Origin of the sequence: Caldibacillus thermoamylovorans (assembly GCF_000751775.1) — a bacterium.
In the GTDB taxonomy this organism is placed as follows: Bacteria; Bacillota; Bacilli; order Bacillales; family Caldibacillaceae; genus Caldifermentibacillus; species Caldifermentibacillus hisashii.
On sequence record NZ_CCRF01000079.1, the window covers coordinates 33849 to 58018 of the forward strand.

At 38.7% G+C, this 24170-nt stretch carries 28 protein-coding genes and 2 pseudogenes; 9 read left to right on the top strand and 21 right to left on the bottom strand.

Annotated elements, in window-relative coordinates; genetic code table 11:
* Positions 1-64: 64 nt before the first annotated feature.
* The gene (locus BT1A1_RS13575) at positions 65-2449 is read right to left on the bottom strand and encodes a 3-hydroxyacyl-CoA dehydrogenase/enoyl-CoA hydratase family protein (protein ID WP_034772191.1); all 2385 of its coding nucleotides are present in this window, start codon (positions 2447-2449) and stop codon (positions 65-67) included.
* A 397-nt stretch (positions 2450-2846) separates the two neighbouring features.
* Here BT1A1_RS13575 and BT1A1_RS13580 point away from each other — a divergent pair, with 397 nt between their 5' ends.
* The 4 genes from BT1A1_RS13580 to BT1A1_RS13595 all read left to right on the top strand — a co-directional run bounded on the left by BT1A1_RS13580 (position 2847) and on the right by BT1A1_RS13595 (position 5302).
* Positions 2847-3125: a hypothetical protein gene (locus tag BT1A1_RS13580; protein ID WP_034772192.1), complete on the top strand. Its 279-nt coding sequence runs from the start codon at positions 2847-2849 to the stop codon at positions 3123-3125.
* A 29-nt stretch (positions 3126-3154) separates the two neighbouring features.
* Entirely contained in the window at positions 3155-3493 is a 339-nt protein-coding gene (locus tag BT1A1_RS13585) for a spore coat protein (RefSeq protein ID WP_034772193.1), read from the top strand.
* 268 nt (positions 3494-3761) lie between these two features.
* A complete protein-coding gene (locus BT1A1_RS13590; RefSeq protein WP_034772195.1) occupies positions 3762-4877 on the top strand; it encodes an AI-2E family transporter in 1116 nt (371 codons plus the stop codon).
* A gap of 170 nt (positions 4878-5047) precedes the next feature.
* Entirely contained in the window at positions 5048-5302 is a 255-nt protein-coding gene (locus BT1A1_RS13595; RefSeq protein WP_034772197.1) for a DUF1450 domain-containing protein, read from the top strand.
* A gap of 63 nt (positions 5303-5365) precedes the next feature.
* On the opposite strand, the gene BT1A1_RS13600 is transcribed toward BT1A1_RS13595, so the two are convergent.
* Both BT1A1_RS13600 and BT1A1_RS19345 read right to left on the bottom strand, forming a co-directional pair.
* A complete protein-coding gene (locus BT1A1_RS13600) occupies positions 5366-5818 on the bottom strand; it encodes a YwnF family protein (protein ID WP_051989137.1) in 453 nt (150 codons plus the stop codon).
* Between the two features lie 263 nt (positions 5819-6081).
* A pseudogene (locus tag BT1A1_RS19345) lies at positions 6082-6189 on the bottom strand (ABC transporter permease); the annotation flags it as partial.
* 94 nt (positions 6190-6283) lie between these two features.
* Here BT1A1_RS19345 and BT1A1_RS18760 point away from each other — a divergent pair.
* The 3 genes and pseudogenes from BT1A1_RS18760 to BT1A1_RS18765 all read left to right on the top strand — a co-directional run bounded on the left by BT1A1_RS18760 (position 6284) and on the right by BT1A1_RS18765 (position 6823).
* On the top strand, positions 6284-6448 hold the full coding sequence (locus BT1A1_RS18760; RefSeq protein WP_156103241.1) for a hypothetical protein: 165 nt from the start codon (positions 6284-6286) through the stop codon (positions 6446-6448).
* A 37-nt stretch (positions 6449-6485) separates the two neighbouring features.
* Positions 6486-6689, top strand: a pseudogene (locus tag BT1A1_RS17995) (transposase); the annotation flags it as partial.
* The gene (locus BT1A1_RS18765) at positions 6662-6823 is read left to right on the top strand and encodes a hypothetical protein (protein ID WP_156103242.1); all 162 of its coding nucleotides are present in this window, start codon (positions 6662-6664) and stop codon (positions 6821-6823) included. The pseudogene BT1A1_RS17995 and the gene BT1A1_RS18765, both read left to right, overlap by 28 nt.
* A gap of 137 nt (positions 6824-6960) precedes the next feature.
* On the opposite strand, the gene BT1A1_RS13605 is transcribed toward BT1A1_RS18765, so the two are convergent.
* The 3 genes from BT1A1_RS13605 to BT1A1_RS13615 are packed head-to-tail and all read right to left on the bottom strand — an operon-like array spanning position 6961 to position 10107.
* On the bottom strand, positions 6961-7956 hold the full coding sequence (locus tag BT1A1_RS13605; RefSeq protein ID WP_034772303.1) for an ABC transporter permease: 996 nt from the start codon (positions 7954-7956) through the stop codon (positions 6961-6963).
* Positions 7957-7969: 13 nt separating this feature from the next.
* Complete coding sequence (locus tag BT1A1_RS13610; protein ID WP_034772198.1) at positions 7970-8935, bottom strand: ABC transporter ATP-binding protein; 966 nt, start codon at positions 8933-8935, stop codon at positions 7970-7972.
* A 2-nt stretch (positions 8936-8937) separates the two neighbouring features.
* On the bottom strand, positions 8938-10107 hold the full coding sequence (locus BT1A1_RS13615; protein WP_034772200.1) for a COG1470 family protein: 1170 nt from the start codon (positions 10105-10107) through the stop codon (positions 8938-8940).
* A gap of 226 nt (positions 10108-10333) precedes the next feature.
* On the opposite strand from BT1A1_RS13615, the gene BT1A1_RS13620 reads away from it, so the two are divergent.
* Together BT1A1_RS13620 and BT1A1_RS13625 are read left to right on the top strand one after the other, a co-directional pair.
* Positions 10334-10915 (top strand): RNA polymerase sigma factor, encoded by a 582-nt coding sequence (locus BT1A1_RS13620; RefSeq protein ID WP_034772201.1) that lies wholly within the window; start codon positions 10334-10336, stop codon positions 10913-10915.
* Complete coding sequence (locus BT1A1_RS13625; RefSeq protein WP_231553338.1) at positions 10915-11631, top strand: anti-sigma factor; 717 nt, start codon at positions 10915-10917, stop codon at positions 11629-11631. Before BT1A1_RS13620 ends, BT1A1_RS13625 begins: the two co-directional genes overlap by 1 nt.
* Positions 11632-11786: 155 nt before the next feature.
* On the opposite strand, the gene BT1A1_RS13630 is transcribed toward BT1A1_RS13625, so the two are convergent.
* From BT1A1_RS13630 to BT1A1_RS13700, 15 genes are all read right to left on the bottom strand, one after another.
* Positions 11787-12530 carry an amino acid ABC transporter ATP-binding protein gene (locus BT1A1_RS13630; RefSeq protein ID WP_034772205.1) on the bottom strand — a complete coding sequence of 248 codons (744 nt, stop codon included), beginning with the start codon at positions 12528-12530 and terminating at the stop codon, positions 11787-11789.
* A 14-nt stretch (positions 12531-12544) separates the two neighbouring features.
* On the bottom strand, positions 12545-13204 hold the full coding sequence (locus BT1A1_RS13635; RefSeq protein ID WP_034772206.1) for an amino acid ABC transporter permease: 660 nt from the start codon (positions 13202-13204) through the stop codon (positions 12545-12547).
* Between the two features lie 153 nt (positions 13205-13357).
* Positions 13358-14143 carry an amino acid ABC transporter substrate-binding protein gene (locus BT1A1_RS13640; RefSeq protein WP_051989138.1) on the bottom strand — a complete coding sequence of 262 codons (786 nt, stop codon included), beginning with the start codon at positions 14141-14143 and terminating at the stop codon, positions 13358-13360.
* A 280-nt stretch (positions 14144-14423) separates the two neighbouring features.
* A complete protein-coding gene (locus BT1A1_RS13645) occupies positions 14424-14660 on the bottom strand; it encodes an indolepyruvate ferredoxin oxidoreductase subunit alpha (protein ID WP_034772207.1) in 237 nt (78 codons plus the stop codon).
* A 187-nt stretch (positions 14661-14847) separates the two neighbouring features.
* Entirely contained in the window at positions 14848-15561 is a 714-nt protein-coding gene (locus tag BT1A1_RS13650) for a hypothetical protein (protein WP_034772208.1), read from the bottom strand.
* 12 nt (positions 15562-15573) lie between these two features.
* On the bottom strand, positions 15574-16053 hold the full coding sequence (locus tag BT1A1_RS13655) for an ECF transporter S component (RefSeq protein WP_034772209.1): 480 nt from the start codon (positions 16051-16053) through the stop codon (positions 15574-15576).
* A complete protein-coding gene (locus tag BT1A1_RS13660) occupies positions 16050-16637 on the bottom strand; it encodes a cob(I)yrinic acid a,c-diamide adenosyltransferase (protein ID WP_034772210.1) in 588 nt (195 codons plus the stop codon). Before BT1A1_RS13660 ends, BT1A1_RS13655 begins: the two co-directional genes overlap by 4 nt.
* Before the next feature lie 16 nt (positions 16638-16653).
* Positions 16654-17079, bottom strand: coding sequence for a bifunctional adenosylcobinamide kinase/adenosylcobinamide-phosphate guanylyltransferase (locus BT1A1_RS13665; RefSeq protein ID WP_034772211.1), 426 nt, complete (start codon positions 17077-17079; stop codon positions 16654-16656).
* Between the two features lie 105 nt (positions 17080-17184).
* Entirely contained in the window at positions 17185-17976 is a 792-nt protein-coding gene (gene cobS / locus BT1A1_RS13670; protein WP_034772212.1) for an adenosylcobinamide-GDP ribazoletransferase, read from the bottom strand.
* 66 nt (positions 17977-18042) lie between these two features.
* A complete protein-coding gene (locus tag BT1A1_RS13675) occupies positions 18043-18627 on the bottom strand; it encodes a bifunctional adenosylcobinamide kinase/adenosylcobinamide-phosphate guanylyltransferase (protein WP_034772214.1) in 585 nt (194 codons plus the stop codon).
* Positions 18597-19682, bottom strand: coding sequence for a threonine-phosphate decarboxylase CobD (gene cobD, locus BT1A1_RS13680; RefSeq protein WP_034772217.1), 1086 nt, complete (start codon positions 19680-19682; stop codon positions 18597-18599). Before cobD ends, BT1A1_RS13675 begins: the two co-directional genes overlap by 31 nt.
* Positions 19639-20622 (bottom strand): adenosylcobinamide-phosphate synthase CbiB, encoded by a 984-nt coding sequence (gene cbiB, locus BT1A1_RS13685; RefSeq protein ID WP_034772219.1) that lies wholly within the window; start codon positions 20620-20622, stop codon positions 19639-19641. The genes cobD and cbiB overlap by 44 nt, the downstream gene beginning before the upstream one ends.
* The gene (locus tag BT1A1_RS13690) at positions 20619-22097 is read right to left on the bottom strand and encodes an adenosylcobinamide amidohydrolase (RefSeq protein WP_034772221.1); all 1479 of its coding nucleotides are present in this window, start codon (positions 22095-22097) and stop codon (positions 20619-20621) included. Before BT1A1_RS13690 ends, cbiB begins: the two co-directional genes overlap by 4 nt.
* Positions 22094-23152, bottom strand: a complete 1059-nt coding sequence (locus BT1A1_RS13695; protein WP_034772223.1) for a FecCD family ABC transporter permease — start codon at positions 23150-23152, stop codon at positions 22094-22096. Before BT1A1_RS13695 ends, BT1A1_RS13690 begins: the two co-directional genes overlap by 4 nt.
* Positions 23118-24083, bottom strand: a complete 966-nt coding sequence (locus tag BT1A1_RS13700) for an ABC transporter substrate-binding protein (protein WP_034772225.1) — start codon at positions 24081-24083, stop codon at positions 23118-23120. The genes BT1A1_RS13695 and BT1A1_RS13700 overlap by 35 nt, the downstream gene beginning before the upstream one ends.
* Positions 24084-24170 lie beyond the last annotated feature (87 nt).

The following is a 24170-nucleotide window of genomic DNA, read 5'->3' on the forward strand; positions in this document are numbered from 1 at the left end:
CAAGTTTTCCTGCCTGGCTCCACTATGAAAGCTTTGACAGCAATCCTTCTTCTCTTCTATTCTATTAATTCCGTAACGGTTTTCCCTTTACCAACATGTGTTGCATCCGCATTTGCGTTTTCGGTTCTGCTATTAAACTTAAAAATGCTTCTCTTTCCAAGTCAAGAATATATTCTTCATCTACTTCTGTTCCGAACGGCACTTTACCGCCAGCCAATACGTATGCAAGCTTTTTGGCTATTTTTAAATCATGCTCGGAAATATAACCGGATAAATGCATCCCTTGTGCACCAAGGAGTAATGTTGCATAACCGGTTTCACCGACGACCGGTACTTTTTTACGCACAGGTGGCTGATAACCGCTTTCATAAAGTTCGATAACAACTTGTTTGGCATCATAAATGACATGATCCGGATTTTTGCTAATTCCGTCAAGATTATTTAAGAACCCAAATTCTCTTGCCTCTTCAGCTGAGGTGGATACTTTTGCAGTCGCAACTGTTTCAAATACTTTGTTTGCAACTTCTTGTAAGTCGAATTTGACTCCTTTAGGCATGCTGTTTAAATGTTTGATATATAACTCTTTTGTTCCGCCACCGCCCGGGATTAATCCAACACCGACTTCCACAAGGCCGATATAGCTTTCAGGTGATGCTTGAATTCGTGCAGCCGGCAGAATTACTTCAGCTCCTCCACCGAGAGCCATTTGATGTGGTGCGGCCACAACCGGTTTTTTACTGTATTTAATATTTAACATCGCTTTATGGAATTGGCGAATCACAAAATCTAGCTCAAAAATATTATCGTCTTGTGCTTCCATTAGCATCATTGCAATATTCGCACCGACACAGAAGTTTTTCCCTTGGTTTGCGATGACAAGACCTTTATAGTTTTTCTCCACTTCTTCAATGGATTTGTTAATCATTTGAATGATATCAAGTCCAATGGCGTTGTTTGGTGAGTGGAACTCAAGTAATGCTACACCATCACCGATATCGATCAAGCTGGCCCCGGAGTTTTTCATAATCTCGCCTTTTTGCTTTTTCAATAGTTTAAGATTGATAGATTTCTCGTTTTGTTTAACCGGTTTATATTCTCCACGGTCATAATACAGGATTGTACCGTTATCTTCTTTATAGAAAGAAGTTGCACCGTTTGCGATCATTTCTTTAATCCAGCTTGGAACAGTCAACCCTTCACTTTCCATACGCTGAACTGATTTTTCAAGACCAATAGCGTCCCAAGATTCAAACGGACCTTGTTCCCAGCCGAAGCCCCATTTCATTGCATTATCAACAGCAACTATATCATCGGCAATTTCATAAAGTAATTCTGCAGAGTAAACCAATGTTTTAGAGAACACACTCCATAATAGTTTTCCGGCACGGTCATCCGCATAAACCAATGCTTGGAGTTTTGCCTTTGAACCCTTTTGTTGTTTTGCCAGTTCCGTAGAAGGCGTTCTCAGTTTTTTGACCGGTTCATATTCTAACGTGTTTGGATTTAACTCATGAATTTCCTTCCCTTTTTTCAAGAAAAATCCTTGACCTGTTTTCGCACCTAACCATTTTCTTTCTAACATCTTTTCAAGTAGCGGTGGAACGGTAAATACTTCTTTCTCTTCTCCTTCTACTTGATCTTTCACATTGTTGGCAACGTGAACAAATGTATCCAGTCCGACAACATCGAGGGTACGGAATGTGGCACTTTTTGGTCTGCCAATCATCGGTCCAGTAATGGAATCGACTTCACCGATGGAATAACCATTGTTTAATACTTCCTGTAAGGTGATTAATAACCCGTATGTTCCAATGCGGTTGGCAATAAAGTTCGGTGTATCTTTGGCAATGACTACCCCTTTGCCAAGGACATCTTCACCGAATTTTTCCATGAAATGAACGACTTCCGGATCGGTATCTTTTGTCGGAATGACTTCCAATAGTTTTAAATAACGCGGCGGATTGAAAAAATGCGTGCCGAGAAAATGTTTTCTAAAATCTTCTGAGCGACCTTCCGCCATTACGTTGACGGAAATTCCGGATGTGTTTGAGCTTACAATTGTTCCCGGTTTCCGATATTGGTCAACTTTTTCAAAAACGGATTTCTTAATATCCAATCTTTCGACAACGACTTCAATTATCCAATCAACTTCACTGAGTCGCTCTAAGTCATCTTCTAAGTTTCCTGCTTCAATCAGGGATAGATTATCTTTTGTAGTCAACGGTGCCGGTTTTTGTTTAAGTAATTTTTGTTTACCTGCTTCTGCAATTCGATTACGGACGACTTTATCATTTAATGTCAGTCCTTTTGCAGCTTCTTCTTTTGTTAATTCATTTGGTACAATATCGAGCAATAATGTCGGGATCCCAACATTTGCCAAATGTGCTGCGATGCCGGAACCCATGACACCGGAACCTAGTACGGCGGCTTTTTTAATTTGTTTAACCAAAACTTCTTTCCCCCTTTGTTCAGTCTTGAATGAACACTCATTCATTTTTAGTCGAAAAAAAATTTCTAAAATAATTTTCCATCCATGTTTTTAATATACATAATTTTTCCCAACATTGCAATATATAATCATCTAGAATCACGAAATTTTATATAAATGTAGTAAATTTCAATCAGCTGAGGCAGCAATATCCCAAATAATTCTTTATTGAACTAGGTAAAGTATGTGTGCATCCCCTCTCTTGCCTGTCTTGAACAATTTAAATTTGTAGGGGGAGTTTTCCCGCCGACCGAAGTAGGATAAATAATTTTTCGGTTTAAGTGTATAAAAGCATATTTTACATAAATTAAGGAAACAGTGGAAAGATATGAGTAGTAAAAATAAAGGAGGCCACTATATGGAACAGCAACAAACACAGCAAAATCAAAGCGGGCAAATTATGCAAGAGCCGCCTAAAGTCGTAACCGTAAAAGATTCTTTATATTTAACTGACATGTTGTCTTGGAATTTGATTGCTATGAAAAAAGCTCATTTTTTTGCAAATCAATGTCAAGATCCGGAAATTAAAGCCGCTCTTCATCATGCCGGGGAAATGCATCAAAAGCATTATCAGACGATCTTAACCCACTTAAATACATCCGGCAGTCAACAAACCGGTTTCAGCGGCAGTCACTAAACATAATCGAATCTAGGGAGGTTACATAAATGAGCCAACAAAATAAAATTCAAAATCCTGCTGTCCAATTACAAAAAACTCCGGATATGAATGACCGGGATTTTATTAATGATATGCTGGCAACGGAGAAATATATGACTTGGGCCTACAGCACTGCGTTGAATGAAACAAGTTATTCCGATTTATATCAAGATGTTTTGGACATTTTTACTGAAACACAAAATTGCCAACGTGAACTGTTTGAAATCATGTTCAAAAAAGGCTGGTACGGTTTTGAGGCAGCTGATCAGCAAAAATTGCAACAATCTCACCAACAATTTCAAGGCTATAGCAACCAATTTCCTTACAACAACCAACAAATTCAATAAATTTGCTTTTAATGAGGCAATTTCTTGACGGGAAATTGCCTTTGTTGATTTTGTTAAACGGAAAAATCGCTCATTGCCATTAACTTCTTCAATAAAAAATATGTGCCGGATAAAACATTTTTCTTCCCGCCTAATCACTCTTCCCCTTTAATCAACACAATAAAATTGATCCCATTAAAATTTTCTACATGAATATTTGAAACCTATGGAAATTTCCATCCGTATTCTATAATATTAACTTATACATAAACGGAAGGAGTTTGTTCGGTTGTTTAAAACTAAATTACATTTTTGGACATTAGAGATTCTGCTTATCGTCGGAATTATTTACATATGTACCAAAATTTCGTTTCTGTTTAATCCGATTGTCGTCTTTTTATCCACTTTGTTTTTCCCGATATTAATAACGGGTTTCCTTTATTTTCTCTTTAATCCGATCGTTTCTTTATTGGAAAAAATAAAAATTCCACGAACTTTGGCCATTTTTATTTTGTATGTATTATTTATCGGGCTCGTCGTTCTTATCGTAGCATTAGTAATCCCAATTTTATCACAGCAATTTCGCGAGCTTTTTGCAAATATTCCAAAATATATCGATAAGCTTCCAGAGATCATCAATGATATATCCAAGTCAGACGCGTTCCATTGGATTCAAAATCAAGAGTATGTAGATCTTGATCAAATTCAACATAATTTAATGAGTTATCTTTCGGATATTCCAACAGCTGTCACAAATAGTCTATCCGGCTTAATTGGTGCGGTTGCGAATATTACTTTAGTCATTGTGACGGTACCATTTTTACTTTTTTATTTATTAAAAGATGGGCATAAACTGCCGAATGCAATTTTACGGTTTTTGCCGAAATCGTATCGTAAAGAAGGCTTAGTTATTTTAAAAGATACAACAAACACTTTAGCAACCTATATTCAAGGACAGATAATCGTTTCACTATGTGTAGGTACATTGTCATTTATCGGTTACATGATCATTGGCTTACCTTATGCATTATTATTAGGATTAGCAGTTGCGGTGACCAATTTTATTCCATATGTCGGACCGTTTTTAGGGGCAGCTCCTGCTTTTATCGTCGGGCTATTTATTTCCCCATGGACGGCTATATTGGTCGTTGTCGTTGCCGTAGTCGCTCAGCAGTTCGAGAGCAATTTTATCTCACCGCTAGTCATTGGGCGAGCTCTGGATACCCATCCGGCGACGATCATTATTATTTTATTGGTAGCCGGAAACATTGCGGGGATTTTGGGTATGATTTTAGGTGTTCCGGTCTATGCCGTTTCAAAAACGATTGTTTTAAACATCGTTCGACTTGTCCGGCTACACCGCGAGCATAGAAAAGAGGCTACTATCGGATTAAACAAAGAATAACAAATGCTCCCTATCCTAAAAATAGGGAGTTCTTTATTACTAAACAACCCTGACTGAAAAATAATGCCCCTCATCCATAAGTGAAACACATTCCATAAAGCATGTTGCTATTAAATTTAGTAAAACATTTGTATAATAAGGACAAAACGGAACGAATGGGGAAATCGGTTATGGGGCTTTTTAAAAAAAAGAAAAAGGTTATATTGGAGTTCTGTACCAATAATTTAAACCAATTTTATGATGATGATCTGTTTGACGAATTAGAGGAATTGGTCAATGAACAAGACTATCAAGTGAAAGAGATGGATTGCTTAAGTTATTGTGATGAATGTACATGTTCTCCCTATGTTTTAGTTAATTCGACTTTTGTTGAAGCGGAAACACCGCGGGAATTAATCATGAAGCTGAAGGAAAAGAATACATAAGCTGTGGATAATCTTTTATTTTAACAAAAAAGGACAGACCCCTATGGATCCGTCCTGTATATGCTAATCTTCATCATCTGTTGTCAATCTTTTCAAACGATCTTCTTCTTGAAGAAACTTAATAAAATTCTCCATAGCCATAACCGGTTTCTCATTAACAAGATGAATATACTGGTTTTTTCTTTCACTTGTTAAATAGCGGCTTTTTTTCATCCGTTCAATAATATAGCGAACGCCGATACGTTCTATTTCCTTTTTGGTTAGTTTTGTTTCCCGTAAAAGAGCAAATCCAAATGCACCGATGACCGCATAAATAATTACCGGTATATAAAAATCTCCGTCTCTTGTTGTAAAAAACAATAAATAGATAAGATTAATCATCGCAATACCAATAAGTGGAAATGTCCAAAACATATATTTCGAAGTTTTCCTCGCCAATGGTAAAATAAGCTTTTGAATCTGTTCTATTTCTTTCTTAATATTCTCTGGAAAACTATTCATTAAAAAGTTGTCCATATAATCACCTTTTATAATTATATTCCTAACATACCTATTCAATCACACGGTTAAACATGCAAAAGAGAAATAAAGAGACCTACCTTCATTCAATAATGGAGGTAAGGTCTCGCTAACAATCAATATTGCCAACAAAGCCGAGAGAACAAATCTCCGTAATGACGACCTCGCTGTAGAAGCTACTCCCCTTATCAAAAACAGATTAATTATTGATTACAGTTATGATACTATATAAATTACATACTGTCAAAACATACGCAAAATTAGTTCGCGCGTATTTCTTGCCGCCTGAATAAAATGTAGGCAATGACAAAACAAATCAATGTTGCGGCAATCATTCCGGTTAGCTGCGGCCAAATTAATAATAGACTAAATATTTATTTTATTACAGAAATACATTATCATAATACTAGAAATACTGTAATACTATTCATGGTTTTTTTTTAAATTTGGAGGTCTTTGTCAATGAGGAAATTTTTTGGTATTATTTTAGGTTATTTAATTGGATTCGGTGTTTTACTGCTTATTGGAATCGATATTACTTTGGATACTTTGAAAATATTTTTATTTGCAACTATTATTGGTCTTGTCATTGGTGCAGTCGTAAATAGATTATGTAAAAAAAGGTAATATACAAGTATGGTGTTAAATTATAAAAGCAAGCACCCTACAGATAGGGCTATTTATGGACACCGGCGGGATTCCGATTACTTACGGCCTCTATCCCGGGAATATGTTGGATAAGCAAACCCTGATCCCAATGCTTGGAAACATTCAGCGCAACTTTTCTCTCGGGCGCATCATTGTGGTGGCGGATAAGGGGATGACCGCGGGAGATAACATTTGGTACACCCTTTCGTCCAAAAATGGTTAAACTATTATCTGCTTGAGTATTTAGATGAGGTGCTTGTCGACATCTGCAAGGAATTGGGAATCGATTTTGGGAAGAAATACATGTCACTCGGAGAAATCAAAAAAATTTTAGGAGACGTGAAAAAGGAATAATTTTCCTTACAACACTGTGACAGACAAAACCAGCCCTAAACATTTGTTACTACTAGGTTTAGGGCTGGTTTTTTACCATATAAGGTGCAGAAGTCAGAATACTATCTAATTTACATACTGTCAAAACATACGCAAAATTAGTTCGCGCGTATTTCTTGCCGCATGAATAAAATGTAGGCAATGACAAAACAAATCATTGTTGCAGCAATCATTCCGGTTAGCTGCGGCCAAATTAATAATAGACTTTGAGATAACGGCAACGGACTCGCTACTGCCCCAACCGTTTGCTCCATGGTTAGCGGCCCCAAGCTTCTCACGGTTGGCGAGAGCAAGGTTGTCGTTGCTTCACTAAATAAATAGTTTGGCGATAGTCTGAGCAAGTTAAGTACGAATTCTTGCCTGCCGACTGCCTGTTCAACTGTTGTAATGGAATCATTGTTTAAAAGCGGCTTTGCAATCAGATTGATAATCATCGTATAAAATACACTAAAAAATAACCAAACAGCAATTGAAGAAAGAGCCGATGTTGCCGCCTGACGAAAAATGACTGAAAACAATATACTTAAGTTTAACCAAAAGGCAATATATACGATACATGAAATAAGAAAAAACACGATCCGGAAGAATTCTTCTAAAGTTGGCGGTATACCCAAAATTAACATGCCCATAGACATAACTAATAATCCTAAAGTGAAAAATAATAAACTACTTAGTAATAAGGCAGCGACAAATTTGCCGTTAATGACATAATCTCTTGGAATCGGTTGGGCCATTAACCGACTCAATGTTCCCTTATTTCGTTCTGAGTTAATCGCATCAAAACCAAGAGCAATTCCTAACAATGGGCCTAAAAATCCAACAAAAGTGATAAACGAAGGTAAAGTTCCATCACTCGTTGTAAATAATTGCAAAAATAAATACGAACTCCGCCCAATTTCCTCGGCCGATTCATTGGCGTCAATAGCATCTTGAATAGTTGTAACAGCAGTATAAAGGGAACCAACGCATGTTAAAAGAATAATCGCCAATAAAATAATAATTCGCCAGCTTGATATATAATCGCTGAATTCTTTTTGGACAATGACCCAAAATGTGTTGTTGTTCCTATGCTTTTCCGTATGTTCCTTATTCATAAGTAACGACCATTTATTTTTTAGTGAGGCCAATTCCATCCGGATTACCTCCTTCAAAATAACGATGGTAAATTTCATCAAGTCCAAAATTTTTCTTTTGTAATTGATAAAGGGAAGCGCCTGACTCGATAATCGCTCTACTTATTGCGGCAGAAACATCTTCTTTACAATAGATTTCTATACCACTAGGAACGGTTTCTACTTTATTGACATTCGGGATGGTCTGCAATCGTTCTATGAATTCCTTATGAATAGGTTGGGCTTTAATTTCAATCACAAATGTATCTTCAACAAACAATTGCTTTGCCAAGCTTTCCATATCTCCCGCAGCCAATAATTCTCCTTTGACAAAAATTCCGACTCGATCACAGATTTGTTGGACCTGATGTAAATGGTGGGAGGATAGAAGAACGGTCATTTGTTCCTCTTCGTTTAATTCCCGGATTAATTTTAAAAAATCTCGAACGCCCTCAGGATCAATCCCTAAAGTCGGCTCGTCCAAAATAATGACTTCCGGTTTTTTCATGAGTACATCGGCGAGTCCGAGTCTTTGCCTCATCCCCCGTGAATATTTTCCTGTTTTTTTATCGGCAGCATCCAGTAAATCGACTTTTTGTAATAAATGATGGGCCCTTTTTTTCGCTTCATCTAAAGGAATTCCGTTCAATTGCGCTGTATACAATAAATTTTCCAAACCGGTCATATGTTGATAAAAACCGACATCGTCCGGAAGATACCCAACTTTTTTCTTAACTGCAATCGGATTTCGGGTCGGGTTTATTCCACAGACCGTAATATTTCCTGAAGTTGGTTCACTTAATCCCAACATCATTAATATCGTTGTCGTTTTGCCTGCACCGTTTGGTCCCAGTAACCCAAAGATTTCACCTTTATGAATGGAAAGAGATAAGTTATTAACCGCAAGTTGTTCTTCATATTTTTTCGTGAGTTTGTCCAATTGGATAATTGGGGTTGTCACAGCTATCTCCTCCCATATTTTTTAACAATGTAGTATAATCCCGCTACTACTCCTGCAATGATGAGGACAGCAACAATTCCCCAAAGTGTTGATGTTTTAACCGAAATTCTGAAGGTGGCATCCGCCGATTTTTCTGCCGCTGTAGCAGTAAATGTTGTTACATAGTCACCGGCAATCGCATCATCAGAGGCTTTTATTTTTGCCTTTACAGTTGCCGATTTTCCGGGTTCGATTTCGGGAATCGTGCTTCTGTCAAATTCCGACTCCCAGTTTGGAGGAGTTTTCGCTGTAATACTGACATCTGTCAATGGTGCAGTACCGGTATTTTTAATAACTAAATCAACTATTTTTTCTTTACCGGCAGTTATATCTGTACTCAATTTTCCTGAAGGTGTGGTTAATTCTAATTCGTAAGTACCGGTAATAACTGCCTCCAGTTCAAGTTCTGCTGACGTATTACCACTCGTTGCCTTGATTGGGATTTTATAGGTTCCGGCTTTCACTTTTTCCGGCGGTGTCACCTCGACAGTAATATCTTGTGTATTATTCGGCTCTAATTTTACAGATGTAACTGAATCACTGCCTGTTTTAAAGCTTACCCCCCATCCTTTCTCGGCAGAAGAACTTAATGCATAATTTTGAGTATCGGCTGTTCGGTTTCGCAATGTGACCGTATAGGTGAATTTAGAATCAGCATTCCCTTGTAAATTTGCCTGGTCGCTTGTCAATGCTGATGCCAGTGCTCCTTGTTCACTGATTGAGATTAAAAATGGTAGTTTTGAATTGCTGTTTCCGTCCGATGCAACTAACGAAAAACGATAATCTGCTTTTTGGACATCGAGCGGTGAAGTAATGTCCAAAGATATTTTTTCTTCACTGTTTCCCCGGACGGACAGCTCCTTAATTTCTCTACCGTCTGCTGTTATTTTATACTGCCAGCCGTCGGGTAAGCCTTCAACGGAAAAAGACATATTTTTTATACTCGGGCTACTGTTGATAACGGTAATAGAGTAATTGATTGTTTCACCTGGCGTTGCAGATAATCCTGTATACGGTGTAAATAATGATACACCTTCTACAGCCAAAACTTGTCCGGGCTTGATAAAAGTAAGAAGGATGAAGCCAACTGCGATAATCGAAATCATCTTTTTCAATTTACCTGTCATTTTCATTCCCTCCTTTTAGATTTTCATATTTAATACGCAAAAATATCAATTTTAGATTTGTCATTTTAAAAATTTGGTGATAAATTTTTTATGAAAGTTGTGATCGAATTAGCAAGAGCATTTTTTTGAATGGACTTACTTTGAAACACAGCAAAATATGGTTAAACCTTTTAGGGCTAATTAGCAAATGAACCTTTCAACAACGTTTTAGCTTTTAAGGGGGGCGTTTCTGATGAGTAATGATCAGGAAAATATCCAATTATTAAAGGATATTGCAGCCGGCTCCCGACAAGCTTTTGATATTTTTTATGAAAAATATATTTCCTTTGTTTACCAAATTGCTTTTTCCATCGTTCATAATCACGCAGAGGCTGAAGATATTTGTCACGATGTATTTTTGGAAGTTTATCAAAAAGCAAGGCAGTATTCAGAGGAAAAAGGAAGTATCAAAGCTTGGCTTGCCGTAAAAACAAAGAGCCGTTCACTGGATCGGTTACGGAAAAATAAACCTCTTCTTATTCATCGTCTTGAAAATTTATCGGGGAGCAAAAAAATGGAACCGGGAGCAGATTTACAATTTTTACATTCATTAGAAAAGCATTTAATTGTTGAAGCATTAAAGGCAATCCCGATTGAACAGCGGGAAGCAATTATTCGCTCCTATTATAATGGGGAAACACATAATGAGATTGCAATGACTATGAAAAAACCGTTAGGCTCAGTAAAATCACTCATCCGATATGGACTGAATAATTTACGAAAGCAAAAAGCACTGATGCAATGGGTAGGTATTGATCGAGGTGAGAAAAAATGATGAAATCTAAGCACATCCCTGAAGAACAACTGGTTGACTATCTATTGGGAAACATTGGGGAATGGGATGCGAAACAAATAAAAGCTCATCTGTACCATTGTAAAAAATGTCAATATTTATTGAGCGATTGGCAGTTTTTATTAAGTCAAGATCATAAGAAATTTCAACCTTCTCAGTCAATGAAAGATCGTATTCAACATAGTATCAATCAGATGGAAGGAAAATCATTTAAACGAAGAACCGTGATTGGGAAACCCGGTCTCCTTTTTGCAACAATTGCATGTGTATTCCTAATTTTTTATAGTGTTCACAGTTATTATCAAGATATCAACACGAGGAATTATGAAATTGCCGAAAATGATGAAATACCACCGGAAACAATTCAAAGCGCACCTCATACCCAACAAATAAAAGTCACTCCGGTATCTGAATTTAATCAAATAAACGGTTATGTCTGGGTAAATCGTAATCGAAATGAAATGTTGTTGGAGGTAGACGGGCTTGAAGAGTTAATCAATCAGGATTATCAATTATGGATCATTTACATGGATAACTCGATCGATCATGAAATCCTACCGACTCAAAACGGAATGACAAGAATGTTATTTAGAGATATTGATGTAGATGAATTTAAAAAATTGAAAGCAAGTGTCGAACCTAGAGGCGGAAGCATTGAACAGACAGGGCCCGATACGTTCATTGTTGAATTTCAATAAACAGGCCTTCTTTTTGCAAATCAAAATAAGCATTATGCCCCGATACATTCATTGTTGAATTTCCATAAGGTGTCAGATTTCGTTTCCGGGTTCTGACACCGATTTATTTAAGAAGACTAACCCATTTAATACTAATCGCCCGCTCTGAAACTGATTTATTCAAGCAGACCTAAGAACGCTTTTGTCCGTTCATTTTTCGGGTTTTTAAAAATTTGAGCAGGAGAATCGGATTCAATAATTTCCCCTTTATCCATAAAAATAACCCGGTCGGCAACTTCTTTAGCAAAGGCCATCTCATGGGTTACGACGACCATGGTCATTTGTTCATCGGCCAAATCTTTCATAACCTTTAATACTTCACCGGTTAATTCAGGATCAAGTGCTGACGTCGGTTCATCGAAAAGCAAAATTTCCGGGTTCATCATTAATGCCCGGGCAATGGCAACCCGCTGTTTTTGACCGCCGGATAGCTTTGCCGGAAATGCGTCTGCCCGATCAGCTAAATCGACTTTTTCCAACAATGCGCTACTTCTTTTTTCCAAGTCACCGCTTGCTTCCTTTCTCACAAGTTTCGGAGCCAATTCTAAATTTTGTTTTACCGTTAAATGAGGAAACAGGTTAAAATGTTGAAAAACCATTCCCATTTTCGCAGTTATTTCTTTAATTTCTTTTGGCTTTGCATACACACCATTCTTTACTAAGCTGCTGCCATCTACCGTAATGGTTCCGTTATCGATAGTTTCTAAATGAACGAGACTTCTTAATAATGTACTTTTTCCCGAACCCGATGGACCGATAATCGCAACAACCTCATTCCGTTCAACGGTAAAACTAATCTGTTTCAATACATCCAGTCGATCGTATGACTTTATCAAATTAGTAACTTCTATAAGCGCCACAATATCACACTCTCTTATTCAAATTGATATTTTCTCTCGATTCTCTTTAAAATCATTGTCAAAAGCAAGGTGATGACCAGATAAATAACTGCTGCGACAAAATACGGGACGATTGTAAAATCCCGGTTAACAGCCGTTTGTGCATAATGGAGCAATTCCGGTACTGCAACAGCATACAATAAAGAGGTGTCTTTAACTAGCGTAATCGATTCATTAGCCACGGTTGGTAAAGCAACACGAAACATTTGCGGCAAAATGATTCGGGTCATCGTTTGCCATTTATTAAAACCAAGCACCTGGGCAGCTTCATATTGACCTCGATCGATTGCGAGTAACCCGCCGCGGAAAATTTCCGCAAAATAAGCCGCATAGTTTAATACGAAACCAAGACATGCCGCAACAAACCGGTCAAGAACTAAATAATCACCGATCACCGGTAACAGAGGCAGTCCAAAAACAATAAACAATAATTGCAACAATAGTGGAGTCCCGCGCATGACATAAATATAGGCATGGACAATTAATGATAATGGTTTGAACCTACTTCGAACAGCTAATGTCAATAAAAAACCAAGAGGAATGGAAAAAATGATAACGATCAAAAAAAGCAAAAGCGTTACCTTCGTTCCATCAAGCATCGGTTTCAAAACCATATTGATGTAATCAAATGACATAAGGTCCTCCTAAGTTTGGAATGTTTATTTATATTGTAGAAGAAAGCAAGGGAAAAATGCATATGAAATCGGTTATTGCTCTTCCGCTTTGATAGGGTACATACATGGAAGAGCAATCAGCCGAAACGTATTACTGCAACTATTAAACTTTTTTTATTTTAATACTTTATCTTCACCAAACCATTTTTCCGAGATTTTAGCTGCGGTCCCGTCAGCAATCAGTTCATCCAGTGCCTTTTGAACTTCTTTTAATAAGGCGTCATTCCCTTTTTTCACACCAACCGCATATTCTTCAGGTGCAAGGGATTCTTTTAAAATTTTATACGTATCCGGTTCTTTCGTCATGTAATAATCGATAACAACTTCATCAATCACAACCGCATTGACACGACCATTTTTTAAATCACTTAAAGCAAGGACATTATCTTTATATTCTGTAACCTGCTTGATATCTGAAGCAATTGGAGCGGATTTCAGTGCATCGCTTGCGGAAGATTGTGCTTGAAGACCGACATTTTTCCCTTTTAAATCATCCAGTTTTTCAATTGTGGAATCTTTCAATGTGACAATCACTTGGGCATTAGCCAAATATGGTTTCGTGAATAATACCTTTTCTTTTCTTTCATCTGTAACCGTATAACCGTTCCAAATTAAGTCAATGCGACCGCTGTTCAATTCCGATTCTTTCGCACTCCAGTCAATCGGTTGAATAACGACATCCTTCCCCATTTTTTCACCTGCCGCTTTTGCTAAATCAATATCAAAACCGACTATCTCATTGTTTTCATCACGGAATCCCATTGGGGCAAATGCATCATCAATCCCGATCACTAATTGATTATCTTCTTTACTTGTATTTTTAGATGAGGCATCGGATGAGCATGCAGCTAATAGAGATACGAATAACATAAAGAATATTATTTTTCCCAGACGTTTCATAAAAGCCCTCTCCCATTCAAATTTATTTATCTTATTAGCAATTTAATTCTTTAATATACTAAAATATGAATTCGATAAACATATCATATCATCGGAAAGAAGAGTTGTCAATAAAAACATTTTATTTCATTAGCAGACTAAAGAATTCTTCAAAAAAAACGACCTCTCCTTTATGTCAGGGAAAGATCGTTTTTCATTCTTATTCTTCACATTTTTTCTATCCGTTTCCAATAAAAAAGCAATAGCGAATTGCACCACTACCACTTACCCAAAATTGATATTATCTGTCAAAAAATTTCTTGGCTTTTTCAAAATAAACTTGTTCTTCAGGTGTTAAGTCCTCTTCATAAAAGATTGCCTCCACCGGGCAAACAGCTTGACATGCTCCGCAATCAATACAAATGGACGGATCAATATAAAATTGATCTTCTCCTTCTTCTATACAATCAACAGGACAAACCTCCACACATTCGGCAGCTTTTTCGTCCTTACATGGTGCTGTTATAACAAAAGCCATCAAAACCCCTCCATTTATCTTATTAAATATTCACCCAATCATAACCTTTTGATTAAATCAATTATATCCTTTCTTTCTATATCAAATTTAATTCTAAATTCAATAAAAGTCAATTTTCATTTTTCTTTTTTTCAGTCAGCTTTGAGTTAAATTCCTCTTGGATCCAGCCACTTTATCCCTACTCGATTCACTTCACTAAAATCTGATGAAATAAGTGTCCACATTTATCCTGAAAAATTTGTTCCAAAGAAGAATCATAAGCAACTAGACAACAGGTAGCCGGTCCCGAAGATTTATCCAAATCGACGTCACAATTGATTTGATGATTAGGGAATTCATAGTTAAGCAGGACTCGAAGTTCATGCAAAATTCCTTTTGATCCGACAGGTAAAAGAACGACATCCTGCAATTGGCATAGTTCCTGAAATAACGAAAGAGACAGTACTTCATGTTCCCGCTCCAAAACTTCATTTCCGACTAAAGGAGAGCCGATTACCGCCAATTTCATATTGTCTACAGAAAGAATGGTGTCATGAGCTAATCGGTCTTTTTTCCCCATCACAATAATACCAATTGCTGATTGAACGAGAGAAAAATTACTCTCTGTACTACCTGTAATGGGAATATCTGCTAAACCGAGTTCTTCCAAGCCCCTCTCTATACCTTTCATGAGCGACGGCCAGACATCATCCCCGGAAAAATTATGAAGCACGACAGCTAACGGTGTTCCTCCAGCTGCCATACATTCCATCACAGCTACACGGAACCCGTAATAAGAAACAACTTCATAGGGTGTCTGAACGATATCATGCGCCTTTAATCCGATGCCTCCGCTATTATCAGCAGCAATCACAAGAGACTTCTTGTCATTTAACGGAATTTCTGTAATATCTCTTTTCATCGCTGTTCTCCTTTATACATGCAATCGTTTTGCAAAATACGTTGATAAACTTGGTGTCAGAAGTATGGCTAAGATTGTATTTAATAGGGAACCGATACACAATGACGGAATCATCCCGACGTAAAATCCGGTGCCAATGATAAAAAGGAATGGGAGGCTGGCTAAAAAAGTATTTCCCACAACAAATAACACACCGCCCAACACCCGTTTTCCCTTTTGATAAAAATAACCAAATACCCAAACAAGAACAGCCATTTCAACAGCGATTAACACATGAAACGGACCCAGTGGCATCCCGCCAATCAATGCCGATAACAGATGACCAAAAAAAGCAATACATCCCCCGGCACGCCCGCCTAAAACGACTGCCCCGATAAGCGCGGGAACCATATCCAATGCAACACTGGCAATGACGGCCGGAATTTTGATGGAAGCACCGACAACAGCCAATGCTAAAAAGATACCGAACAAACTGATTTTCTTCGCATTCATTCCGTCTGCTCCTTCCTCTTTCCATTTCGAAAAACACGGGCGCTCCGAACATATTCAACATCATTTACTTCGAGCCGAAAATTGACTAATCTTGCGGCTACGAAAAAATAATCAGACAATCGATTTAAAAATTTCAATGGGTAAGGTGTTATTACTGAGTGTTCCTTCATTAATTTGACGACGAATCTTTCTGCTCTTCTTGTCACCGTCCGGGCAATATGTAATGTTGCTGCTGCACTCGTTCCTCCGGGCAAAATAAACCGTTCAATTTCAGGCAATTCTTCATTGATTTGATCAATCCGGTTTTCTAAATAGATTATCGCTTCTTCGGTTAATTTCGGTTCCCGTTTCTTTGTTACATTTGCCAAATCCCCACCACAATCAAATAACTCATGTTGAATTTTTTCCAAATCTTCCAGTAGATCCTGAAATAAAACCGGATCCAGTTCTGTCATTGCTTTGCCGACAAAACAATTCGCCTCATCAACCGTTCCGTAAGCTTCCACCCGAATATTATCTTTATCTACTCGACCGCCAATGATACTGGTTTGTCCTTGATCCCCCGTACGTGTATAAATTCGCACTTCACCCATCTCCTCTTTATTTGATTTGGATATTTATGCCATACCAAATGACATCAACCCGGTCACAAATTTTTGCCGTATCTTGAAAAATTCTTCCTGTGACATCCCGCCATAGTCGTTCTTCATGACTTGCCGGAACAATCCCTTTTGAAATATCGGAACCAATGAGAATCATCGTTTGATCCCCATCTAAGCAGCTCCATTCCGTTAATTTACCCAGCCATTTTTCCCGAACAGCTTTTTCATCACAAGCAATGAGCCAGTCCTTAACATATTGCTCAATTCCGCTCACAATCCAATATTCAGTTGCAGGCAGGAGGGAATCCGGTATCTGTTCGCCGGCATAACCGGAAACCCAAGTACTATTTTGATCATTGATAGGATAAGTTTTCCTTACCCAATTCGATTTTCCGTTAAAAGCACCACCCGTAACAAAGTGCATTGGTCCTCCCTCCTATATCAATCACGTTCTGTGAAATGATTTTATCGCCACTATTCCAATCGCAAACTTCCTTTAAGTTGGGAAATTCCACTTTAACTAACGGCTTCAGGCCAAACCAACATAGGGTAACAACCACAGGATTAGCCATAATAACGTTTCCCCTCCTTCAACAGCTGCCCCCAGCACGTCACCGGTTATCCCGCCAAACCAGCGAATTATCTTCTTTCTTGCAATCAGTATGAATAAACTCGACCCTATAATGAATGAAGCCAGCCCCCAAAAGGATTCAGGCCAAATGAACAAAATCATTCCGAGCAATACGATAAGATAAACGGGATACAGCCAAAGAGTCCCTTTTGATGCAGCCTGTTGAAACATGGCCCCAAGACCATCCGCTTTTGCTGATTTGACTTTAATCAACAAGACGCCCATCATTATTTTTCCAAAAAGTGGTATCAATAAAATAAGCGGGTAAGTCCAAAGTGACATCCGGGAAATCGTTTCATAGATAAATAGAAATCGGGCACTTAATAAGACAAGCACTGAGAGAACGCCAAAAGCACCGATTCGTGAATCTTTCATAATCTCTAATCGTTTTTCCGGGTTACGAAACGAGAAATAACTGTCACTGACATCCATCCAGCCATCAAGATGCAAACCACCGGTCACAATGATCCAGGATAACCAGAGAAAAAATGCTACGGCAACAGTTGATAACGGCGTCCATTCCAGAAGAGCAAATGTAATAAACATATAGATAATCCCTTGTAAAATGCCTAATATCGGGAAAACGCGAATCGCTCGTTCCATATGCTCCCGATCCATCGGTACTTCATAAGGAACCGGAATACTTGTAAAAAATTGAATACACATGATCAGTGCCTTAATCGTCTTCATGGTGGTTCTCCCATGTTAAGACAATGTTTTTCACCTTTTCCCAATCAAGGATGTTCATGACACCCTTCATCTTTCCTCGCCTTCTTTCATAAAAATCGGAATCCCGGCTTCTATAAGAATAGCTTGATATGCATTTGTCACAATTTGCCGGTGCAAAAGACCGAGTATCCTGCTGTAAGCAAGCACAAGTTCATTATTGGCTAACGGTTCATGTAACACTTCATTACTGACAATAATTAATTTATTGACATGGGAACGGATTCTGTCAATCCCATACCACATCTTATCAAACAAGTCATCATGAAATTGAGCGGCTTTCCAGTCGTCCGAAGCAAAGAAAAACTCATTATTAAGCCAAGTCGTCAAACAATCAAGTAAAACAATATCCTCTTGACGAAAATGGTAGGCTAAATCACCGACAGATACCGGTTTCTCCCATGTCCGCCAAGGCAAGCCTCCTTTGGTCCGATCCTTTTTGTGACGGTCAATCCTTTTTTCCATTTCTGAATCTGTTGCCTGCATCGTGGCAATATAATGCAGTGTCCCGGTTGGTGATTGTTGCCAACATGTTGCAGCGGTTTTTTCGGCAAAACGGCTTTTTCCGCTCCGAACTCCGCCTGTTATAAAGATGATTGATGAATCGCTCGCCATTTTTCCATCACCTCAAGCAGGATATCGTTCTCTTTTTCACTGCGTATGGCAAAACGCAACCACTTGCCTTCTATTCCCGGGAAATTATATGTATGTCTCGGAACAATTCCCTCTTTTAATAAAAATTGGAAGAAAGTAGATTGATCCTCCATGCTTGGATCTCTTAGCAAATAAAAATTGACCGCCGATGGAAGAAAATCAAACCGGTGTTTTCGAAAATTACGAAACAGTCTTTCCCGCTCTTTTCTTACAAATAGTCTTGTTTGTTCAACATAATGTTTTTCATCAAGGCATCGTTCGCCCGCTTTTAAGGCTATCCCGTTCACGCTCCAATGGGATTGCTGATTTTGGAGGGATTGAACGATTTCCGCATCAGCCATCATATAACCTAATCTTACCCCCGGTATGGCATACATCTTTGTCATTGACCGAATCAAGATCAAATTCGGAAACTGATTTAACAAAGGAACGAGTGATTGATATGCATCAACAAAATCATAAAAGGCTTCATCAACAATCAAATAACATTTCTTCTCGGAACAGATCGTCAATATCTGTTCAATCACTTGTTTTTCAAAATAAATTCCGGTTGGATTATTCGGGTTACAAAGAAATAAAGCGTCTTGATCAGTCAGTGCTTCAGATAGATGAGGCACATCAATTTTTCCGTTATGATCGATAAAAAAATAAGAAATCGAACATTCATTTACCCGGCATGTCTGTTCATATTCCGAAAAGGATGGTTCAATAATCATAACTCGTTTTCCTGTAAGCCATTTTCCAATCAGCGAAATGATTTCCGCCCCACCATTGCCTATGATTACTTGGTCTTTATGCAGCCCTTCCTGTTCAGCAAGCCTTGTTCTTAAAGATGTTGCTTTTGGATCAGGATAGTAAATAATTTCTTGAAAAAAATCATCCCAATCTTCCCGAAGCGACTTCGGTGGACCAAGGGGATTAATATTTGCACTAAAATCATATATCTGTGCCGGTTGCCGGATTCCTGCCGCTTTATATAAATAATGCGGATTGGAACCATGTGTTGGCCAATTCAATGAAAACACCTCCAACCCATAATAGTATTAAAAACGCAAGGGAAGTTCTTTTTAAAATTTTTATCGTTTCAATAATATCGTTACTTGTTAGTGGACGAAGCGGGTTCCCTATGAGCGCACGCCGGGAAACAACACCTTTATATGTATTCCGTCCGCCGAGTTGCACGCCAAGAAGTGCCGCAGCCGCTGCTTCACACCATCCACTATTCGGACTTGGATGGTTTCCGGCATCCCGAAATAAAAGTTGCCATGCTTCTTTTTTACTCCCTTGCAAAGTTTTATTGACCAATATCATAAGCATTCCGGTTAATCGGGCCGGAATCCAATTCATCAGATCATCAAGTTTGGCTGAAGCAAACCCAAACTCATGGTAGCGATCATTTTTATACCCAACCATTGAATCACATGTATTAACAGCACGATAAACAAAAGCAAGCGGGGCACCCCCAACAAAAGCCCAAAACATCGGTGCTGTTACCCCATCACTAGTATTTTCTGCGACCGTTTCCACCGCACCCCGGGTAATTTCACGTTCATCCAACTGATTCGTATCCCGGCCGACAATATAGGAAAGTTTTTTCCGTGCTTCATCCAATTGATGATCTTGTAACGGCCGGTACACTTCTAAAGCCGCATCTTGTAATCCTTTTTGAGCAATTGTTGTTGAGATTAAAACAGCTTCCATCAAAACTCCCGCCACGATATGGATGCGGTAGGCAATAAAGGTAATACAGGATGTAACAAGAAGCACAAGAAATAGAATAAGAACCACCATTGCGAAACCTTTCCATTTCCGGGCCTTACCTCGGTTCCAATGTTTATCCAACAAGGAAATGAGCGAGCCCATCCATTTGACCGGATGCGGCCAGCTAGGTGGATCACCGACGATACGATCAATAATATAAGCGAGTGTGATTGCAGATACATGCTGGATAATCATAGGTCGGGACTCCGTTTTAAGCTCTTTTGGATTGCTTCAAGTGTACACTCATATACACCTTTTCCAATCAACTTTCCGAGGGGGGTAATCGTCCCGGCAAACTCTTGGTATTTTCCCTTTTGTGTCGCGGCAATTAAAATACTGTCGGTTGAGGTCCCGGTCGCAATGGTTCCTGTCTCTTGGTCGGGAATTTGCAATTCAGCCAGCGCCTTTACCTTTGCTTCTGTTGCCGTTATGATGGATTGGATAAATGCCTCTTCAGATAATCTGCCATTGACAATGATCCACGTATTGATTGTTCCCGGTCGATAAACAAAAGGATGTTCGACACTTCTCGATACATCCACTGCATTGCCGACCCCGGCTGTGACAACCACTAGTATGGAAAAGTCCTTGTCGAGGTATTGTTTGTATTGAACATTTTCCATCTTCACCGCCGTCATCATCCCAACCGTATTTGACGGGTCCAAACCTTCTTCCACAACAAAACGTTTTAATTCTTCACGATAGTTTCTTGAATGATATGATTTATCAACATACCGATTGATAAAAGTATTGTACCATCCAATACCGGAGCCAATAACGCCGGAGGACATTGTTTTTAACATCATAGGGGATTGGAGCAAAATGTAGTCATCGAAAACACCGACATGATTCTCCGTTACTTCTTCCGTCCCACCATTTTCTAAAGCATCATCCGGCAGTAAAACCATCAACGGGGCCGGCACTTTAGGATGCTGGTGCATTTCAATTTTCGTTTTAAACACTTGTTGAATCGTATTTTCCGTCAAAACATCTTTTGGTGTATCGTTTTTGATGACCTTTCCGTCTTCCAAGAGCAATATACGGTCACAATACAGGCCGGCTAAATTAATATCGTGAAAAATCGAAATAATCGTCAACCCTTTTTCCCTCGTCCACTTGTGCAATAAATCCAATAAATCCTTTTGGTAGGATAAATCCAAATGATTTGTCGGTTCATCCAACAGCAAAATTTCCGGTTCTTGAGCAAGTGCTTGTGCCAAAAAAACCCGCTGTTTTTCTCCGCCAGATAAAAACTCAAGTGATTGCTCTTGAAATTTTTCAATACCGGTCCATTGCATCACTTCCTGAACCACTTCTTCATCTTTTTGACTCCATGTTTGAAATAAGCCTTTTTTATGCGCATATCTGCCAAGTGCGACCGTCTCCTTGACCGTATAAGAAAAAGCCTGTGAAGAATGTTGCGACAGAACAGCAATAACTTGGGCAAGCTCTTTTGCTGAAAATGATTGGATAGATCGGTCCCCAACAAAAATACTTCCTTTTAAAAATGGCAAAACTCCACTGATCATTTTTAATAATGTCGTTTTCCCACTGCCATTTGGACCTAATATCCCGAAAAATTCTCCCTGTTCAACAGTAAATGAAACATCTGTTAAAACAGGTTCGCCACTATACCCGCCGAATAGATTTTCAACCTTTATGGACGTCATCTTTCCCCTCCTTTCCTTTTGTTTCGGATTAAAATGGCAGCAAATACCGGAGCGCCGATTAAAGATGTAATCACACCAATGGGAAGCTCTGTCGGTGAAATGACGGTTCTTGCCGTAAGATCCGCTAATATTAAAAAAGCACTTCCGGTTAACATCGATAATGGTAATAAATGCTTATGATCAGGTCCCCACAGTAATCTTGTTAAATGGGGGATGACTAAACCAACAAAACCAATTGTTCCCGATACCGCAACAGCTGCCCCGGTTAAAATTGAGCCCGCTGTTAATACAAGCATTTTCCGCCTTTTTACATTTACCCCTAAATGCTGCGCCCTCTCTTCACCAAAGGACATCGCATTTAGTTCATTTCCATTCATAAGTAATAGAAACGAGCCGATAAGAAAAAACGGTAAAATAATCTGAATATATTCCCAACCTCTCATCGAAACGCTTCCCATTAGCCAGCTGACAATTTGCCGAAGTTCATCCCCTGTCAAAGCAATCATCAAGGATATAAAAGCACTTAAAAAGGAGCTAAAAATCACACCTGTTAAAATAATCGTTTCGACTTTCATTGAGCGATCAATTCTTTTTGCAAAAATAAGGACAGCAATAATGGTTATTAGGGCAAATAAAATACTTAGAAACGGCAGCGTATATGAACCGATGACAGGGATAGTGATATGCAAAAAGATAGTCAAAACAGCACCAACCGAAGCCCCGGATGAAACACCGAGCGTGTAAGGATCAGCTAACGGGTTTTTTAATAACCCTTGAAAGGCGGCTCCTGCAATGGCCAAGGACGCACCAACCAATCCCGCTAAAACGACACGGGGAAAGCGAATATTCCAAACGATTGTTGTATACATCGGATCGACATTTACATGCGATATATTAAAAAGACGTGATCCGATAATTTTGACAATATCACCAATCGGAACCGTTACAGTACCGATTGAAATACCGATGAGAATGGCAGCAACCAAAAGGATGGATGCTGCCATATACGCAAAAGGTTTCTTATTGGAAAATTTCCGGATAAACTGCTTTTGCAATTTCCTCTACCCCTTCAGCGAGACGTGGACCTGAACGAGTGACCATATCGGAATTAACATCGACTACTTGGGAATTTTTTACAGCTTTCACTTGTTCCCATCCTTCTCGACTGAGCACTTGTTCAACTGCCCCTTCCGTATAGGATCCGTAAGTAGTTATGATGACATCCGGATTGGCGGCAATGATCGCTTCCGGTTCAATTTTTGGCCATCCTTCTTCAGTCACCACATTTTCTGCTTGAATGATCTGCAGCATTTCATCCATAAATGTATTTTTCCCTGCGGCGTAAATATCAGGGGCAGATATTTCAATATATACTTTCTTCTTATCTTGAATCTTTGCAGTTTTTTCACGAATTTTTTCAATTTTCGTCTTCATGTCATCAATAAGTGATTGTGCTTTAGCTTGTTCCCCTGTCGCTTTCCCAATCATTTTAATAGAATCATAGACGTCTTCAAAGTTTTCCGCATCATTCACAACAAGAACGGTTATGCCCGCATCTCGCAACTGTTGTAATCCGGCTTCAGAATTGTGAGCACCTGATGCATGTGCAAGCACTAAATCAGGTTTTAAGGAAATAATCTTTTCTACATTGAAATCCATAGAGCCAATTTTTTCTTTTTCTAATGCTTCTTCGGGATAATTATCAAAATCGGATACGCCGACAATTTCATCACCAAGTCCCAACGCAAAGGCAATCTCTGTATTGCTCGGAATTAAGGAAACAATTCTCTCCGGTTTTTTATCAATGACCACTTCCTGATCGACGGCATCTTTAATCTTAACCGGGAAGGCGGCTGTTGTACTTTCTGCTTGTTCTGTTTTAGTATTATCTCCGTTTTGATTTGTTTTCGAGTCATCCTTTGCCCCGCACCCGGCAAGTAATCCGAATGTAAGCAACAGGATTAGAAATATGTATCTTTTTTTCAAGGTGAATCTCTCCTCTATTTTGATAAACTAACTATCGATAAAATTCGATTGGTTTCGGCTTAAAAATGACCCTCATTAAAAGACAAA

Bases quoted from the DNA above. Each gene is read 5' to 3' on its own strand.
- BT1A1_RS18760 (WP_156103241.1), top strand. From the start codon at position 6,284: ATGAGGAAATTTTTTGGTATTATTTTAGGTTATTTAATTGGATTCGGT.
- BT1A1_RS13675 (WP_034772214.1), bottom strand. From the start codon at position 18,627: ATGGCGAGCGATTCATCAATCATCTTTATAACAGGCGGAGTTCGGAGC.
- BT1A1_RS13665 (WP_034772211.1), bottom strand. From the start codon at position 17,079: ATGCACTTTGTTACGGGTGGTGCTTTTAACGGAAAATCGAATTGGGTA.
- BT1A1_RS13635 (WP_034772206.1), bottom strand. From the start codon at position 13,204: ATGTCATTTGATTACATCAATATGGTTTTGAAACCGATGCTTGATGGA.
- BT1A1_RS13645 (WP_034772207.1), bottom strand. From the start codon at position 14,660: ATGGCTTTTGTTATAACAGCACCATGTAAGGACGAAAAAGCTGCCGAA.
- BT1A1_RS13585 (WP_034772193.1), top strand. From the start codon at position 3,155: ATGAGCCAACAAAATAAAATTCAAAATCCTGCTGTCCAATTACAAAAA.
- BT1A1_RS13625 (WP_231553338.1), top strand. From the start codon at position 10,915: ATGAAATCTAAGCACATCCCTGAAGAACAACTGGTTGACTATCTATTG.
- BT1A1_RS13595 (WP_034772197.1), top strand. From the start codon at position 5,048: ATGGGGCTTTTTAAAAAAAAGAAAAAGGTTATATTGGAGTTCTGTACC.
- BT1A1_RS13690 (WP_034772221.1), bottom strand. From the start codon at position 22,097: ATGACGTCCATAAAGGTTGAAAATCTATTCGGCGGGTATAGTGGCGAA.
- cbiB (WP_034772219.1), bottom strand. From the start codon at position 20,622: ATGATTATCCAGCATGTATCTGCAATCACACTCGCTTATATTATTGAT.
- BT1A1_RS13615 (WP_034772200.1), bottom strand. From the start codon at position 10,107: ATGAAAATGACAGGTAAATTGAAAAAGATGATTTCGATTATCGCAGTT.
- BT1A1_RS13620 (WP_034772201.1), top strand. From the start codon at position 10,334: ATGAGTAATGATCAGGAAAATATCCAATTATTAAAGGATATTGCAGCC.
- cobS (WP_034772212.1), bottom strand. From the start codon at position 17,976: ATGAAGACGATTAAGGCACTGATCATGTGTATTCAATTTTTTACAAGT.
- BT1A1_RS13650 (WP_034772208.1), bottom strand. From the start codon at position 15,561: ATGAAAAGAGATATTACAGAAATTCCGTTAAATGACAAGAAGTCTCTT.
- BT1A1_RS13655 (WP_034772209.1), bottom strand. From the start codon at position 16,053: ATGAATGCGAAGAAAATCAGTTTGTTCGGTATCTTTTTAGCATTGGCT.
- BT1A1_RS13605 (WP_034772303.1), bottom strand. From the start codon at position 7,956: ATGAATAAGGAACATACGGAAAAGCATAGGAACAACAACACATTTTGG.
- BT1A1_RS13640 (WP_051989138.1), bottom strand. From the start codon at position 14,143: ATGAAACGTCTGGGAAAAATAATATTCTTTATGTTATTCGTATCTCTA.
- BT1A1_RS13600 (WP_051989137.1), bottom strand. From the start codon at position 5,818: ATGGACAACTTTTTAATGAATAGTTTTCCAGAGAATATTAAGAAAGAA.
- BT1A1_RS13580 (WP_034772192.1), top strand. From the start codon at position 2,847: ATGGAACAGCAACAAACACAGCAAAATCAAAGCGGGCAAATTATGCAA.